Origin of the sequence: Mesorhizobium sp. M0077 (genome assembly GCF_040322955.1) — a bacterium.
Lineage (GTDB): Bacteria > Pseudomonadota > Alphaproteobacteria > Rhizobiales > Rhizobiaceae > Mesorhizobium.
Window position 1 is genome coordinate 72,895 of the sequence record NZ_JAMYUL010000021.1, and the last position, 16,078, is coordinate 88,972.

At 63.3% G+C, this 16,078-nt stretch carries 16 protein-coding genes; 7 read left to right on the plus strand and 9 right to left on the minus strand.

Translation table 11 applies throughout. From position 1 onward, the window contains the following. Nucleotides 1-55 precede the first annotated feature (55 nt). Nucleotides 56-505, minus strand: coding sequence for a hypothetical protein (locus tag NKJ57_RS28135; protein ID WP_352513466.1), 450 nt, complete (start codon nucleotides 503-505; stop codon nucleotides 56-58). Between the two features lie 197 nt (nucleotides 506-702). On the opposite strand from NKJ57_RS28135, the gene NKJ57_RS28140 reads away from it, so the two are divergent. Beyond that, nucleotides 703-1,620, plus strand: a complete 918-nt coding sequence (locus tag NKJ57_RS28140; protein ID WP_502902071.1) for a D-amino acid aminotransferase — start codon at nucleotides 703-705, stop codon at nucleotides 1,618-1,620. 144 nt (nucleotides 1,621-1,764) lie between these two features. Then, on the plus strand, nucleotides 1,765-2,508 hold the full coding sequence (locus tag NKJ57_RS28145) for an SDR family NAD(P)-dependent oxidoreductase (protein WP_352513464.1): 744 nt from the start codon (nucleotides 1,765-1,767) through the stop codon (nucleotides 2,506-2,508). A 157-nt stretch (nucleotides 2,509-2,665) separates the two neighbouring features. Here NKJ57_RS28145 and NKJ57_RS28150 read toward each other — a convergent pair whose 3' ends face one another. After that, complete coding sequence (locus NKJ57_RS28150) at nucleotides 2,666-3,283, minus strand: MOSC domain-containing protein (RefSeq protein WP_352513463.1); 618 nt, start codon at nucleotides 3,281-3,283, stop codon at nucleotides 2,666-2,668. A 69-nt stretch (nucleotides 3,284-3,352) separates the two neighbouring features. Between NKJ57_RS28150 and NKJ57_RS28155 the strand changes: the two genes are divergently transcribed. Continuing rightward, on the plus strand, nucleotides 3,353-3,502 hold the full coding sequence (locus NKJ57_RS28155) for a hypothetical protein (protein WP_352513462.1): 150 nt from the start codon (nucleotides 3,353-3,355) through the stop codon (nucleotides 3,500-3,502). Here the strand turns inward: NKJ57_RS28155 and NKJ57_RS28160 are convergent, their stop codons facing one another. The 3 genes from NKJ57_RS28160 to ettA all read right to left on the minus strand — a co-directional run bounded on the left by NKJ57_RS28160 (nucleotide 3,503) and on the right by ettA (nucleotide 7,230). Beyond that, on the minus strand, nucleotides 3,503-4,624 hold the full coding sequence (locus NKJ57_RS28160) for a beta-ketoacyl-ACP synthase III (RefSeq protein ID WP_352513493.1): 1,122 nt from the start codon (nucleotides 4,622-4,624) through the stop codon (nucleotides 3,503-3,505). A 136-nt stretch (nucleotides 4,625-4,760) separates the two neighbouring features. Further along, nucleotides 4,761-5,531, minus strand: a complete 771-nt coding sequence (gene tam, locus NKJ57_RS28165; protein ID WP_352513461.1) for a trans-aconitate 2-methyltransferase — start codon at nucleotides 5,529-5,531, stop codon at nucleotides 4,761-4,763. A gap of 49 nt (nucleotides 5,532-5,580) precedes the next feature. Beyond that, nucleotides 5,581-7,230, minus strand: coding sequence for an energy-dependent translational throttle protein EttA (gene ettA / locus NKJ57_RS28170; RefSeq protein ID WP_023826587.1), 1,650 nt, complete (start codon nucleotides 7,228-7,230; stop codon nucleotides 5,581-5,583). 234 nt (nucleotides 7,231-7,464) lie between these two features. Between ettA and NKJ57_RS28175 the strand changes: the two genes are divergently transcribed. Further along, on the plus strand, nucleotides 7,465-8,751 hold the full coding sequence (locus NKJ57_RS28175; RefSeq protein WP_023821786.1) for a GGDEF domain-containing protein: 1,287 nt from the start codon (nucleotides 7,465-7,467) through the stop codon (nucleotides 8,749-8,751). Between the two features lie 5 nt (nucleotides 8,752-8,756). Here the strand turns inward: NKJ57_RS28175 and NKJ57_RS28180 are convergent, their stop codons facing one another. From NKJ57_RS28180 to NKJ57_RS28195, 4 genes are all read right to left on the minus strand, one after another. Then, complete coding sequence (locus NKJ57_RS28180; RefSeq protein WP_156933926.1) at nucleotides 8,757-9,371, minus strand: hypothetical protein; 615 nt, start codon at nucleotides 9,369-9,371, stop codon at nucleotides 8,757-8,759. A 70-nt stretch (nucleotides 9,372-9,441) separates the two neighbouring features. Next, nucleotides 9,442-10,449 (minus strand): ribonuclease T2 family protein, encoded by a 1,008-nt coding sequence (locus NKJ57_RS28185; protein WP_352513460.1) that lies wholly within the window; start codon nucleotides 10,447-10,449, stop codon nucleotides 9,442-9,444. A gap of 98 nt (nucleotides 10,450-10,547) precedes the next feature. Beyond that, complete coding sequence (locus tag NKJ57_RS28190; protein WP_023705574.1) at nucleotides 10,548-10,997, minus strand: MarR family winged helix-turn-helix transcriptional regulator; 450 nt, start codon at nucleotides 10,995-10,997, stop codon at nucleotides 10,548-10,550. Continuing rightward, a complete protein-coding gene (locus NKJ57_RS28195) occupies nucleotides 10,994-11,779 on the minus strand; it encodes an alpha/beta fold hydrolase (RefSeq protein ID WP_352513459.1) in 786 nt (261 codons plus the stop codon). The genes NKJ57_RS28190 and NKJ57_RS28195 overlap by 4 nt, the downstream gene beginning before the upstream one ends. Nucleotides 11,780-12,003: 224 nt before the next feature. Here NKJ57_RS28195 and NKJ57_RS28200 point away from each other — a divergent pair, with 224 nt between their 5' ends. The 3 genes from NKJ57_RS28200 (at nucleotide 12,004) to NKJ57_RS28210 (ending at nucleotide 15,840) form a co-directional block, all read left to right on the plus strand. After that, nucleotides 12,004-12,936, plus strand: a complete 933-nt coding sequence (locus NKJ57_RS28200; RefSeq protein ID WP_352513458.1) for an alpha/beta fold hydrolase — start codon at nucleotides 12,004-12,006, stop codon at nucleotides 12,934-12,936. Nucleotides 12,937-13,018: 82 nt separating this feature from the next. Then, a complete protein-coding gene (locus NKJ57_RS28205; RefSeq protein ID WP_352513457.1) occupies nucleotides 13,019-14,194 on the plus strand; it encodes a CaiB/BaiF CoA transferase family protein in 1,176 nt (391 codons plus the stop codon). Then, the gene (locus tag NKJ57_RS28210; protein WP_352513456.1) at nucleotides 14,191-15,840 is read left to right on the plus strand and encodes a thiamine pyrophosphate-binding protein; all 1,650 of its coding nucleotides are present in this window, start codon (nucleotides 14,191-14,193) and stop codon (nucleotides 15,838-15,840) included. Before NKJ57_RS28205 ends, NKJ57_RS28210 begins: the two co-directional genes overlap by 4 nt. Nucleotides 15,841-16,078: the final 238 nt, after the last annotated feature.

Here is a 16,078-nt window from a genome sequence, read left to right on the forward strand (position 1 = left end):
ACCGTCGCTTCAATACGGCAACCGCATTGTAGGGCTGGCCGTCCGCCTGGCCAACTCAGGTCCAGGACAGGTTCCCTTTGAAGAACCGCACTGTGACGCTTCCGCCGTCGATGCACTTGTCCTGGCCGTAGCTGATGTTTTCTCGGTATTCCGCCGAACTGTCGTCCCGGGAAATCTGGGTCAGGGATCCGCCACAGCCGAGCGACGGATAGTCGATCGACGCGGCGCCATCGCCGACGGTCATGGCGATCGCCCAATCGGCACCGGCAGCACCGGCCGGACTTTGATGACCGCTGCCGGTCCAGACGCCGTTGAGCCCCGCCGCGTTGACCACGCAAGGCACGTTCTGAAAGATCGGCGTCAGTTCGCTGCCCGTCTTCTCGCAACGATAGGTCTGGCCGTTCTGGCACAGCGCCTCGCCCTCGCGAGCGCATTGCGCGAAGGCATCGCCAGTGACGAAGACGAGGAAAATTGCAAAGCTGATGGTCCGAAAAGATCTGCCCATTTTGCCCCTCCCGGCCGGATATTTTCAAGCCGGACCATAGGGCATATCGAATGTGCTACCTAGGACAAACAGCGATGGTTGGGTGGCCCTATGCCGTCTGCAGGGGACCATTAGCTTGACTCTGCCGTATCAAGCCGAAGGGACCAATCGCCATGAACCGAAGCTCAGCAGCGGGTAGCATCGTGCCATTGCCTTCCATGTCCGACCGCCACATCGATCCGCATTCCTATCCCGACGGCATCGCCTTCCTCGACGGCCAGTATCTGCCGATGTCGCAGGCCAAGATCTCGGTGCTGGATTGGGGCTTTCTGCATTCCGACGCCACCTACGACACCGTGCATGTCTGGGACGGGAGCTTCTTCCGACTCGACCTGCATCTCGACCGCTTCTTCGCCGGCTTGCAAAAACTGCGCATGACGATCCCGTCCGACCGCGATGGTGTGGCCGAGATTCTGCACAATTGCGTGGCGCTGTCAGGCCATCGCGCCGCCTATGTCGAAATGCTGTGCACACGCGGCGCCTCGCCGACCTTCAGCCGCGATCCGCGCCAGGCGGTCAACCGCTTCATGGCCTTCGCAGTTCCCTTCGGCTCGGTCGCCAATGCCGAGCAGTTGCGGCGCGGCCTGCATGTCGCCATTAGCGACAAGGTGCGCATTCCGCCGGTCTCGATCGATCCGGCGATCAAGAACTACCACTGGCTCGACCTCGTGCGCGGCCTCTACGACGCTTATGACCGTGGGGCCGAAACCGCATTGATTCTCGACTTCAACGGCAATGTCGCCGAAGGCCCCGGCTTCAACGTGTTCTGCGTCAAGGACGGCAGGCTGTCGACGCCAGCCACCGGCGTGCTGCCCGGCATCACCAGGCGCACCGTCTTCGACCTCTGCGCCGAGGCAGCGCTTCCCACCACGGCCGTCGACGTCAGCGTTGCCGCGCTGAAGGCTGCCGACGAAGTCTTCATCACTTCCACCGCCGGCGGCATCATGCCGGTGACAGTGATCGACGGCGCTGCTGTCGCCGACGGCAAGATAGGCGGGATCACAAAGCGCTTGATGGCGCTCTACTGGCAAAAGCATGACGACCCGGCCTGGTCGAGCCCGGTGCGCTATCCCTGACCGGCGAAGGTCCTGCTCCACACGATGTCGTGACCAAAAGATTCCCCCTCGCCTCTGGAAAATCGCTCGACGCACCGTATATCGCGGAAGCGGAGAAGCCTCCGCTTCCCAGTTCACGGCCCGCATGGGCAAGGATTCCACGTCATGACAAGCAAGGTTTGGTTCATCACCGGATCGTCGAAAGGCTTTGGCCGAGTCTGGGCCGAGGCCGCACTCGCTCGCGGCGACCGTGTCGCCGCAACCGCGCGCGATGCCGGCACGCTCGCCGATCTCGTCGCGAAATACGGCGATAATGTCGCCGCGATCAAGCTCGACGTCACCGACAAGAAGGCTGTCGAAGCGGCCATCGCCGAGGCGCACAAGCGCTTTGGCCGGCTCGACGTCGTCATCAACAATGCGGGCTATGGCCATTTCGGCGCCATCGAGGAAGTCAGCGAACAGGAAGCCCGCGACCAGATCGAAACCAATGTGTTCGGCGCGCTCTGGGTCACCCAGGCCGCTTTGCCGATCATGCGGGCGCAGGGCTCCGGCCACATCATCCAGATCTCGTCGATCGGCGGCGTCAACGCCTTTGCGTCGCTCGGCCTTTACCATGCCTCGAAATGGGCGCTCGAAGCCTTCAGCCAGTCGCTCAGCATCGAGGTCGCCGAATTCGGCATCCATGTGACGCTTGTCGAACCGGGCGGCTTCTCCACCGATTGGTCCGGCGCCTCGGCAAGGTCTCCAAAGCGATCGAGGCTTACGCGCCGGCCCGCGCCAAGATGGCGGAACGCCGCGCCAACTCGGTCGCCGGCGACCCCGAGGCCACCGGACCGGCGATGCTTGAAATCGTCGACGCGGCCGAGCCGCCGCTGCGCGTCTTCTTCGGCGATGGCGGCCTGCCGATGATCAAGCAGGAATACGCCAACCGCATCGCGCTGTGGGAAAAGTGGGACCACGTTTCCGTCGAGGCGCAGGGCGCCAAGAAGAACCGCAAGGCGGCCTGAGCGCGTCTTGAAATCCGGCTGCGTCGCCCCGGCGGCGCAGCCCGTGCCCTAGCCCGGTACTAGGATCGATAAATCCACTGCTCGGGCACGCGCACCGAGATCTCTTCCCCTGTTGTCATACGACCCGGTTTCTCGACCCAGGCAACGAGGCCGCGCAGCCGTTTCGCCGCCTTCGGGAAGGCCAGCGCGCCGGCCTCCCGATCGGCCATCCCGGCGTTTTCGGCGATCGAACGTCCAGCAAGCCGGCAAGGCCCGTTCTGCGCATCGACCTTGATCGTCACGCCACCTCTAAAGAACAGCAGCGTGCCTGACGGCAGCATCGAGAGATGCGGCACGCCTTCGATCAGCAGATTGGCGCCGATCCATTCCGGCTTGATCTCGGCCAGCCCCATCCGCTCGGCAATGACGGCGATTTCATCCGCTGCTACGATTGATATCTGCCGCTCGTTGCGGATTTCGGTGCCGCGCGGATACCAGGGTTCGCGACCGCCCGAACGACGGGTGGCGCCGGCGTGGAAGTCGCCGTCGATGCCTTCGAAACCGAGCTGCAATGCTTCCACCGGGCGCGTCTGGAAGTGATTCGACGGGGCGACGTACAAATCGGCCACTTTGGCGGACAGCTTCCTGGCGGGGATGATGTCGACCGGCTTCTCAGACTCCGGGAAGAGGTCCAGCATGGCTTCGTTCCTTCTGCAGGATGACGTCGCAAATAGCCGTAGCCGTGGGCTCGGGTCCAGTCGAAAGCGATGATGATTCGATCAAACCGGCTGATGGCGTCCATCGGCATCGTCATGAAGGCAAGGCTGGAGGAACGCTTTCTGCGCGGAAAACTCGGCAACGCCTATGACGATTATGCCCGCAGCGTACCGATGCTGGTGCCGTTCATGCCGGCCTGATTACAGCATCCGCAAAAGCGCGCCGCCGATCGAATAGCCGGCGCCGAAGGCGCACAGCACGCCGAAATCGCCGGGCTTCATGTCGGCGTGGTTTTCCGACAGCGCGATGATGGCGCCGGCGCCGGCGGTGTTGCCGAGCCGCTCCAGCACCATCGGCGCGCGGTCGTGGTCAACCTCGTGGCCGAAGGCCAGTTTCAGGATCATGGCGTTCATGCGCGCATTGGCCTGATGCAGCCAGAAGCGCCTGATGGCTTGCGGCGTCAGCCCGTGTTCGGCGAGGAATTCGACAATGAATTTGTGGCCGGCGACGGTGACTTCCTTGAACACCTTGTTGCCGACCTGTTTGATCAGATTGCCTTCGAGGTTGATCATGTAAGGATCGTCCTGGGCGGTGCGGGTGTGATAGCCCAGATTGGTGCGGATATTGTTCGACATCTGCGTCCAGGTGCGCGTGTCCAGCACCTCGAAACGCCCCGGCCGCCTCTCGCCCTCGCCCACCCCCTCGACCACCATCGCCACCGATGCATCGCCGAAGATGAAATGCGTCTGCCGATCGCGGAAATTGAGATGGCCGGTGATGATCTCCGGCGTGACCACCAGCACGCGCTTGTGCGCACCCGCCCGCACGAGATTGGCCGCAATGTGCAAGGCGGCCGCGGCCGATGAACAACCAAGCCCCATGTCGAAGCCGGCGCCTTTGGTGCCCAGCGCCTCCTGCATTTCGATGGCGATCGCCGGATAGGGCCGTTGCTGGTGCGAGGCCGAGCAGATCACCAGGTCGATGTCGGACGGCTTCAGGCCGGCATGGTCGAGCGCCTTCCGGGCCGCGGCCACTCCAAACTCGGCCTGCAGCGACAGTGCATCATCGGGCCGCGCCGGAATGCGCGGCGCCATGCGGGTCGGATCGAGAATGCCTTCGCGCTCGATCACATGCCGGGTCTGGACGCCCGAGGCATGGACGATGAAGGCGCTGTCGGATTTCTGCAGCAGCGTCTCATCCGTGCCTTGCCGGCGCGCATTCTCCGTGTCGACCCAGGCGTTGAAACTGGCGACCAGTTCTTCATTGGTGATCTTGGCTTCAGGGATTTCAACGCCGATGCCGCTGATGATGACGCGATGCATATCCAGTCCGTCCATGCGCAGGCATTGTCGTTCTCATGTGAACGACGAAGGGGCGCGACACAACACTTTTCTCACCCCGCCGGTTTACGCCGGCTTAAGCCACAGGCTGTGGGCGGATATCCTCGGGTGCAGAGTGCTAGCCGGCCCGCTTGGCGACGATGAAGATACGCGGAAAGCGCAGCAGCACCTTGCCGTTTGCGGTCTTCGGATAGGCCTCGGTGATCTTGGCGGTGTAATTGTCGAGGAATATCTTGCGCTCGCCGGCGTCGAGCGGATCGAGAAACGGCTTCAGCCCCGTCGACTTCACCCATTCGACGATCGCCTCGGCGTCGGTCAGCGGATGATTGTAGGCCGTATGCCAGATATCCACCCGGATGGAGAGCGGCGACAAGAGATCATAATAGAACGACACCGCCGGCAGCGGTCCGCGCGCAGCACCAGCCATCTTGGCGGCGAACGGCATTTCGGCGGCCGTCTCGCGCATCAGCCGATGCGACGGCTCAAGCAGATTGTCGGGCATCTGGACGGCGAGCGCGCCACCCGGCGCAAGAAAGCCCATCAGCCGCTGGAAGACTGCCGGATGGGTCGGCAGCCACTGGAACACCGCATTGGCGAAGATGACATTGACCGGCTCGGCCGGCCGCCATGTCGAGGCATCGGCGAGGTCGAAATTGACGCTGGGCAGGCGCGCCCTCGCCTTCTCGATCATGTCGGGCGAGGTGTCGAAACCGCTCACCTCGGCATCCGGCCAGCGCTCGACCAGCAGCTCGGTCGAATTACCCGGCCCACAGCCGATGTCGACGACCCGGCGCGGGAAATCCACCGGCACCTGCGCAACAAGATCGCGCGCCGGCCGTGTGCGCTCATCCTCGAATTTCAGATATTGGGCGGCTGACCAGTCGGTCATTCAAGCTTTCCTCGTATCAGTTGAGAAATTCGCCGCCCCGGTTGCTCCCCTACCGTGTCAGCCTCTTATACGTCATCCTGTGCGGGTTGACGGCCTCGGGGCCGAGCCGGCGGATCTTGTCCTGCTCGTAGTCCTCGAAATTGCCCTCGAACCATTCGACATGGCTGTCGCCCTCGAAGGCGAGGATGTGGGTGGCCAGGCGGTCGAGGAACATACGATCGTGCGAGATGATGACCGCGCAGCCACCAAAATTTTCCAGCGCGTCTTCGAGCGCCGCCAGCGTTTCGGTGTCGAGATCGTTGGTCGGTTCGTCGAGCAGCAGCACATTGCCGCCGGTCTTCAGCATTTTTGCCAGATGCACGCGGTTGCGCTGGCCGCCGGAGAGGTTGCCGACCTTCTGCTGCTGGTCGCCGCCACGGAAGTTGAACGATGCGCAATAGGCGCGGGTGTTGGCTTCGAACTTGCCGAGCTTGACCACTTCGGCGCCGCCCGAGATTTCTTCCCAGACGGTCTTCGACGGATCGAGCGCATCGCGGCTCTGATCGACATAGCCGAGCTTCACCGTTTCGCCGATGCGGACAGAGCCGGCATCCGGCGTTTCCTGGCCGGTGATCATACGGAACAGCGTCGTCTTGCCGGCGCCGTTCGGGCCGATGACACCGACAATGCCGCCTGGCGGCAGCTTGAATTCCAGACCCTCGATCAACAGCGTGTCGCCAAAGCCCTTAGACAGGCCTTCCGCCTCGATCACCACATTGCCGAGCCGTTCGCCATGCGGAATGACGATCTGCGTATCGCTCGGACGCCGCTTGTCGGCTGCATCCAGCAGGTCCTGGAACGCCTGGATACGCGCCTTGGACTTGGTCTGGCGGGCCTTCGGGCTAGACTGGATCCACTCGCGTTCGCGGCCGATGGCGCGCTGGCGGGCGTCGTCCTCGCGGCCTTCCTGCTTGAGGCGCTTGGCCTTGGCTTCGAGGTATTTGGTGTAGTTGCCCTCATAGGGAATGCCGCGGCCGCGATCGAGCTCGAGGATCCATCCCGTGACATTGTCGAGGAAGTAGCGATCGTGGGTGATGATCATCACGGCGCCCGGATAGGCGCGCAGATGCTTTTCGAGCCACGCCGTGGTTTCGGCGTCGAGATGGTTGGTCGGTTCGTCGAGCAGCAAGAGGTCGGGCTGACGCAGCAGCAGCTGGCAGAGCGCGACGCGGCGGCGCTCACCGCCCGAAAGCTTGGTGACCTCGGAATCCTTGGGCGGGCAGCCCAGCGCTTCCATCGCCATCTCGACCTGCTGTTCGAGATCCCACAAATTGAGCCGGTCCATCTCGTCCTGGAGCTTGGCGGACTCATCGGCCGTCTCGTCGGAGTAGTTCATCATCAATTCGTTGTAGCGCTCGATGATGGCGGTCTTGGCGGCGACACCTTCCATGATGTTCTCGAACACGGTCTTGTCCGGGTCGAGTGCCGGCTCCTGCGCCAGGTAGCCGACGGTGGCGCCTTCGGCGAGCCAGGCTTCGCCGTTCCACTCCTTGTCGAGCCCGGCCATGATCTTGAGAATCGTCGACTTGCCCGAGCCGTTGGGGCCGAGGATGCCGATCTTGGCGTCGGGATAGAAGGAGAGATGGACATTCTCAAGCACCTTCTTGGTGCCATAGGCCTTGTTGAGGCCGGCCATGTGATAGATGAACTGGCGTGCCACGCGCGCTTTCCTTGATGATTGACCGAAATGTCGGATTGAATGGAGGTTGGCCGCTATGTAGGCGATGCCGGGCCGAACGGCAATCGCTTTTGCCATTTCAAGCCGGGTGTACACCGCACGTTAAGTTTTCCGCCGGTTGTAGGGAGCGTTGAAATCCCCGGTTAACCCTTCAGCGTCAAAACAGGATCGATCGCTGGCCTGTCGCGATCGAAAGTAAAGATCGGACCGAAGGTAGTGCTGAACAGTTTCCTGCTCCTTGCCGAAGCGGTCGTCTACTTCAGCGTGATGGTCACGCTGTTCCGCTTCAGGGATCGCATCGGCCTCGGCGTCTTCGTCTGCGCGCTGGGCGCCATGCATTTCCTCGAAACCTATCTCGCCAGCGTCTTCTATGTCGCCCTGCCCTTCGGCATGGTCTCGCCAGGCTCGGCGGTGCTGTTTTCCGGCAAGCTGGTGATGCTGCTTCTGCTCTACATGAAGGAAGATGCGGCCACGGTGCGCCAGCCGATCTATGGCCTTTTGCTCGGCAACGCCTTGATGATCGGGCTGGTCCTGATCCTGCGCCTGCACGATATTTCAGCCCTTTCCGACGGCAAGCTTCCCGATATCGGTTTCATCGACCAGTTGGGCTGGCTGATGGTGTGGGGCACGACGCTGCTCTTCATCGACGCCATCCTGATCATCCTGCTTTACGAAAAGCTCGGGCGTTATCTGCGCAAGGCGCCGTTCTCCCGCATCCTGATTTGCGTCGCCTGCGTGCTCACCTTCGACCAGGCCGGATTTTTCACCGCCCTGCATTTCGTCGCAGGCGCACCGATCGCCGTCTTCTTCGGCGGCTGGTTCGCCAAGATGGGTGCCGCTTTTGCTTACAGCGCCATGCTTGTCGCCTACCTCAGATGGTTCGAAACGCGGCGGGTTACCGCACCGCGCGGATTGTCCGACGTCTTCGATACCTTGACCTACCGCGAGCGCTACGAAGCCCTGGTCGAACATGTCGGCCGCGACGGCCTCACCGGCCTGTTGCACAGGGGACGCTTTGACAGCGACGGCGAACGTCTGGTTGCTGTCAGCCTGCGCACGGCCCAGCCGCTCAGCCTGCTGATCGTCGACGTCGACCATTTCAAGTCGATCAACGATCGCTTCGGCCATGCCGAGGGCGACAGGGTGCTGAGATCGATCGCCCAGGTACTGACCCAGGCGGCCGGCGCGCACGATCAGGTTTTCAGGATCGGCGGCGAGGAGTTCGCCATCCTTTGCTCGCAGCCGCATGCGGTCGCCAGGTTGCTCGGAGAAAACCTCCGCCAGGCCGTCAAGGCGTGCGTAAACCGGTTCGACATCAGCGTCAGCGCCGGCATCGCCACTGTCGACGAGACCGTAGCCTCGCTTGCCGATCTCTTCGCCCTTGCCGACGAGCGTCTCTACAGGGCCAAATCCACCGGGCGTGACCGCGTCGTCGGCGAAGCGCATGACGATGCCGAAGACCTCAGTGCCTGGACATTGTCCACACGTGGCGTCAGCGGATAAGGTTGTCAGCTCCGCTTGCGCTGCTGCAACGCGCCGACCGCAACTGAAACGGCTATCAGCGCGATGGCCAGCCATTTCAGCGTGGTGATGATCGGACTGGCGTCGATGTCATAAGCGATGAACAACAGAATCCCGGGCACCAGCAGGCCGCACATGACCAGCATGATGCGGTTGATCTGCCAAGACACTTTTGCTGCCAGCGCTTCGTCACCGGCTTCGCCGACAAGACCGGCGCGCATCTCCCGGGAGATGGCCAACGCGCTCGACAGGCGCATGGAGATCGGCAAGCCGAGCCCGATTATGAGGAAGGCACACGCCGCCAGCAGAGCCGAGAATTTGAGCGCGCTGGTCTCGGCCGGCACCGGAAACAAAAGTGTCGCCAGCGGCAGGAAGACACAGACGATGCCGAGCGCGGCAATGGCGATGAAGATCGCGGCATTGACCCAAGTGAACAGCTGGTAGCGGCCTGCCCCGATCGGCGCGGCAAGCACGCGCATGCGCGCCCACTCGGCATCGGTATAGGAAAAGCCCGGCCATTCCATGCGGCCGTCTTTTATGGCTGTCATTCCCCTGGCCCAGAAAGCCAGCCGCGCCAGCCCGCCTGATGTCATGCCACTCATCGCCACCCCCGCCGAATGAATCACAGCCAAACCATATCACCGCGTCACTGCCAAGCGACAGACGGATATCCTACTGGAACCCGGCCGCATCGACCGAACCCTTCGGACAGCCCGCCTTGGTCGTCGGCGCCGAGGCGAGCATGAGAGTGCCCAGCGAACTGTCCGGACCGATCGGGCCGGTCAGGCCGAGCGTCAGCTCGCCGATCAGCCGCCTGCCGCTCGACGGATCGACCAGGCAGGAGACACGCACCCGCGCGCCCGCCCCGGCGCCGAAGGCGCTGTCGAAGGTGCTGCGGATCTGGTCCGAAGTCAGCTGCTTGCCGACGTTCCTGGTGAAGAGCTCGCGCACCGGCGAGGCATTCACCGCCCGCATCAGGTTCAGCGCCTCGGCAAAATACTCCTGCTGGCTCTTGCCGTAGCAGGTGCCGTGCTTGATCCATTCATGCCGTTCGAGCTTGGAGGCGGTGCCAGGCATCACCTGGTCGAGTTCGGCGCGCGTATTGGCATCGAGGTTGACCGGCGGCAGGTCGGCCCAATGGGCCGGATTATCATTGGCCTTGTCGCTCGCCGGCACCTGGCAATAGAAATTGCCGTTCGGTTGCGGCCACAGACCATGCAAAGTGAAATGCGACGCGTCGAAACCGCCCGCCGTCTGCGCCTGGCATTCGGGCTTGCTTGCCTTGGTTTCGCAGAAGGCCGGCTGCCAGCTCAGCGCAAAGACATATTCGGGTTTTCCCGAAGCCGCAGGCTTGCCCTGATCGGCGGGCGCGGCCGGCAGGGCGGCTGCGCTGCCGCCGGTGACATGACCGCAGCTGATCTTGACCCAGCGACGCTCAGGATCGGCGCCCGGCACGCGGATGAGGTAATGCGTCGGCGCATCCTTGTTGCCGGCCAGGAGGTCGTAGCTCTGTCCAGCCGTTGTCGCGATATTGCCGGGGTTCTTGCCGCTCTTGATTGCCTGCGTTGCTGGACAGGCAGCATCGGCCACGAAGGAGCCGCTCATCTTCACATCGGCGCGCGCTAGGCCGACACCGGCCAGCGCCACCAACACCGCACCCCATATCGCCGATATCCGCATTCCAGCACTCCTAGCGTTTCATAGCGCAAGCTAGAAACGTGTGACATGTCAGAATTACGATTTCTTTCGTCCGCCGCAAAAAACAATCGCTCGGTCGATCAGACCCCGCCCTCCTCGACCCGCTTCGTCAACATACGCAGCAGATCAAGCGCGGTCTCAAGCACGCGAGGCTCGATGCCCTCGCTGATGCGGTTGGCCCAGACATGCTGGCGCGTGCCGATATCCCTGATCGCGGCCCGGCCGGCATCGGTCATCGCCAGGAGCTTGGCGCGGCGGTGCGCCGGGTTGTCCGCATAGGCGGCGAGCCCTTCGGCGGCCAGAATGTCGGCAAGGCGCTGCACGCTCTGGCGGGCAAGCCCCATGTCGCGGGCAATGTCGGCCACCGATTTCGGCTCCTTCAGCACCGCGCCCAGAACCTGCCAGCGCGCCGCCGTCAACCCGGCAGGCTCCGCCAGCCGGTCGGCCGCGTCGAGAAACCCGCCATTCAGCCGGAACACGGCAAGCACCAGTTCGGTGAGCACATCTCCGGCTTCGGTCCTGCTTGTCATTTCTGGCCGGCCTCGATGGTGGAAACGAAAGTGTTGACGGCTTCAGCCACCGCCTCCGGCTTGTCAAGCATCACCCAATGGCCGGAACCGGCGACGGTTCTGTGGCCAATTCCGCTGCGCAGCCGAAACAGGGCCGCCGCATTGTCATTGGCCTCCGTGGCCAGCACGAAGATCGGCCCATGATAGACGTCGAGCGTCGGCTCGGGATTCCATTCCGCCAGCGCCTTGCCGACGCCTGCCCGAGCCGCCGGATCGACCACCGCCGCATCGGCGATGACCTGTTTGCGGACATCTTCATTGGAGCCGGCGATCGAGGTGTAATAAGCGCTTAGCACATCGCCGCCGTTTGGCCCTGCCAGATCGCGCACGAACCCGTCGCGGATCTCTTTGGGCAGGGCGCGCGGATCGGTCGCCGGATCGACCAGCAGGATGCCGGCAACACGGTCGGCATTGCCGGCGGCATAGGCGAGCGCGGCCCCACTGCCGCCGCTATGTGCAACGAGGACAAACCGCTTCAGGCCGAACGCATCGGCCACCGCACCAATATCGTCGGCACGGCCGTCATAGCCGTAGTCGGCATCAGTTGCAGGCGCCGATGCGCCGTGGCCGCGAAAATCGAAGGCGACCGCCTCACGGCCACCTGCGGTGAGCTGCATCACCCGGTTCCACTGTGTGGCGCGGCTGCAATCGCCATGCGCGAACAGGATCGGCAGGCCGCCGCCGGATTTGATGTCGTAGCCGGCAAGCTGGCCCTGCGGGCCGGCAATGGTTGAGGTCTTCATGGTCATCTCCCTGGTTTTGCTGGATGCAATGCCGGGCAGGAGCATTGCGGATGACAGGCTCGCCAGCAGAAACGCGCGGCGCGAAACGGTCGAAAAGGTTTTCATGCTCATGCTCGCTATCTTGACAGTATGCTGTCATGTAATCAAATTGACAGCATACTGTCAATAGCCCTCCCCTTGACGCCGGTCACGCCGTCGCCCAACAGTCGCGACGGGAGCGAGAGATGGCATTTGACGAGCAGACGACGCTGGCCTCACCGACCGGAGCCACGCTCAACCTCTATGTGAAGCACGCGGGGGGCTCTCCACGCGCGGTAGTCCAGGTCAATCACGGCCTGGCCGAACATGCGGCGCGCTATGCCCGCTTCGCCGATTACCTCAGCACCGGCGGCTTTCATGTCTACGTCCACGACCATCGCGGCCATGGCGCGACCAAGGCGCCCGATGCCCCGCTCGGCAGGTTCGCCGGCACAAGCGGCCCGGCCAAGGTGATCTCCGATGTCGACGCAGTCCACGATTTGATTGCGAAGGAGCAGCCCGGCCTGCCGGTCATCCTGTTCGGCCATTCGATGGGTGCGTCGGTGGCGCTCAACTACCTGCTGGCGCACTCGCCGCGCGTCCACGCCGCGGCGATCTGGAACGGCAATTTCTCACAAGGCCTGCTTGGTCAGCTTGCACTCGCCATCCTCGCTTATGAGCGCTTCAGGCTCGGCTCCGATGTTCCCTCACGCGTCTTGCCCAAACTGACCTTCCAGGCCTGGGGCAAGGCGGTGCCCAACCACAAGACGCCGTTCGACTGGCTGTCGCGCGACGAGGCTGAAGTGGCCAAGTACATTGCCGACCCGCTGTGCGGCTGGGATGCCTCGATCTCGATGTGGCGCGATGTCGTGGAGATGGCGCAGAAAGGCGGCAAGGATGCGGGCTTTGCCGGCATCAGGCGCGACCTGCCCGTCAGCATCGTCGGCGGCGAGAAGGATCCGGCCTCCGACTATGGCAAAGGCATCGATCATCTCACCAAGCGGATGCGCGCGATGGGCTTTTCGAATCTGGTTTCAAAGGTTTACGCCGACACCCGCCACGAAAGCCTGAACGAGGTGAACCGCGACACCGTTATGGACGATTTCGCTGCCTGGGCCGATAGCGTGCTCAAACAGTGACATCGCTGGCCCACTGCAAGCCTCGTGACAGCGGCATCCCGGATTGATAGAGGCTGCGGTTCCCACCCGTTTTTGGTGATTTATGGCTGAACCTCCGCTGAAAGGCGTCCGCGTCGTCGAACTCGCCCGCATCCTGGCCGGCCCGTGGGCAGGACAATTGCTGGCCGATCTCGGCGCCGATGTCATCAAGGTCGAGAGCCCCGATGGCGGCGACGATACCCGCAAATGGGGTCCGCCCTTCGTCATGAGCCATGATGGCGAGAACCTGTCGGCCGCCTATTACCACTCCTGCAATCGCGGCAAGCGCTCCATCGCGGTCGATTTCTCGACGCCCGAAGGGGCCGAGACGGTGCGCCGGCTGGTTGCCACGGCCGACGTTCTGATCGAGAACTTCAAGCTCGGCGGCCTGAAGAAATACGGGCTCGATTACGAGAGCCTGAAGGCGATCAATCCAAAGCTCGTCTACTGCTCGATCACCGGCTTCGGCCAGGACGGGCCTTACGCCCCACGCGCCGGCTATGATTTCATCATCCAGGCCATGGCCGGCATGATGTCGATCACCGGCGAGGTCGGGCGCGAGCCGCAAAAAGCTGGCGTCGCCATATCGGACATCTTCACCGGCCTCTATTCGGTGATCGCCATCCAGGCAGCGCTTCGCCATGCCGAAAAGACCGGCGAAGGCCAGCATATCGACATGGCCCTGTTCGACACCCAGATCTCGGCGCTCGGCAACCAGAACCTCAACTATCTCGTCTCCGGCAAGGCGCCGGTACAGATGGGCAATGCGCATATGAACATTGCGCCCTATGAGGTTGTCCCGGTCAGGGACGGCCATATCATCCTGGCGGTCGGCAATGACGGCCAGTTCGCCAAATTCTGCGCCGCCGTCGGTCTCGACCATCTCTCAGCGAATCCCGATTTCGCCACCAATCCGGCCCGCGTCGCCAACCGGGTGAAATTGCGCGAGCACATGATCGAGACGCTGAAGAACTGGGACCGAGACCCGTTGCTGGCCAAGCTCGAAGCGGCAAGCGTGCCGGCGAGCCCGATCAACAATATCGGCCAGATGTTTGCCGACCCGCAGACGATCGCACGCGGCATGCGCCTCGACCTGGACGATGGCCATGGCAATCGTCTGCCCTCGGTGCGCGCGCCGATGGTGATGTCGGGCACGCCGCTCGTCTATGAGCGTCCCTCGCCGCGCCTTGGCGAACACACGCAAGAAATCCTTGCCGAACTGGAGAAGTCTGGACGATGAAGACCGGTGGACAACTGATTGTCGACGCACTCGAGGCGAACGGCACCGACCGCATCTTCTGCGTGCCCGGCGAATCCTATCTCGCGGTGCTCGACGCATTGCATGACTCGCCCATCCGCACCATTGTCTGCCGACAGGAAGGCGGCGCCGCCATGATGGCCGACTGCCAGGGGCGGCTGACCGGCAAGCCCGGCATCTGCTTCGTCACCCGCGGCCCCGGCGCCACCAATGCGTCGGCCGGCATTCACATTGCCATGCAGGATTCGATACCCGTCATCCTGTTCATCGGCCAGGTCGCCAGCCACGCCAAGGAGCGGGAGGCTTTCCAGGAGGTCGACTACAAGCGCTTCTTCGGCGACATCGCCAAATGGGTGGTGGAGATCGACGATGCCGCGCGCATCCCCGAACTCGTCACCCGCGCCTTTGCTCTCGCGACATCGGGCCGCCCCGGCCCCGTCGTCGTCTCGCTGCCGGAGGACATGCTGACCAGTCTTGTCGACGCGCCCGCGGCCTTGCCGCACACGCCGGTCGAAACCCGGCCCGGCGAAGCCGAACTCGATGCTTTGGAAAAGCTTCTGGCCAAGGCCAAGCGTCCCTTCGTCATCCTCGGCGGCACACGCTGGGACGAGGAAGCGGTGGCTCGCATGCGCACCATTGCCGAGGCCTGGTCGCTGCCGGTCGGCTGCTCCTTCCGCCGCCAGATGCTGTTCGACCATCTGCACCCGAACTATGCCGGTGATGTCGGCATCGGCATCAACCCGAAGCTGGCCACCGCCATCAAGCAGGCCGACCTGGTGCTGCTGATCGGCGGCCGCATGGGCGAGATGCCGTCCTCCGACTACACGTTGCTGAAAAGCCCCTATCCCGACCAGACGCTGGTCCATGTCCATGCCGACGCCGGTGAACTCGGCCGCGTCTACCGGCCGACGCTGGCGATCAACGCCTCGCCATCGGCCTTCGTCGAAGCCTTCGCCAAGCGCAAGCCAGCCTCCGCGCCAGCCTGGGCGGATGAGACGCCAAAGCACCATGCCGCCTACCTCGACTGGTCGACGCCGCCTGAGACCGGCCCCGGCCCGGTCCAGATGGGACCGATCATGAATTACCTGGAAAAGGTTCTGCCCGAGGACGCCATTTTCACCAACGGCGCCGGCAATTACGCCACCTGGGTGCACCGCTTCCACCGCTTTCGCCGCTTCGCCACGCAGGGCGCGCCGACCTCCGGTTCGATGGGTTATGGCACGCCGGCCGCGGTCGCCGCCAAGGCGCTCCATCCCGACCGCACCGTGATCGCCTTTGCCGGCGACGGCTGCTTCCTGATGAACGGACAGGAATTCGCCACCGCCGTGCAATACGACCTGCCGATCATCGTCATCGTCGTCAACAACGGCATCTACGGCACCATCCGCATGCACCAGGAGCGCGACTATCCCGGCCGCGTCGTCGCCACCGATCTGAAGAACCCTGACTTTGCCGCTCTTGCCCGCGCCTATGGCGGCCACGGCGAGACGGTCGAGAACACGGCAGATTTTGCCCCTGCCTTCGAGCGTGCCCGCGCCAGCGGCAAGCCGGCGATCGTCGAAATCAGGCTCGACCCCGAGGCGATCACGCCGACGCGGACGATGACGCAGATCCGCGACAAGGCCTAAGAACTTCGTAGCGAAAGCCGAGTTCGTCACACCCCTCTGTCCTGCCGGACATCTCCCCCGCAAGGGGGGAGATCAGAAGTCACATCGGCCTTTGCCAATCACCACGTTGAAGATGAGGGCCGGCGGTCAAGCTGTGTAGTGTGCTGAGAGTTCTGCAAATTCGCTGAGAGAGGGCGGTCATGGCAGGCTGGTGATGTTCAACGTCACCGATTCCCTGGAAGGAACGCCACCATGACCA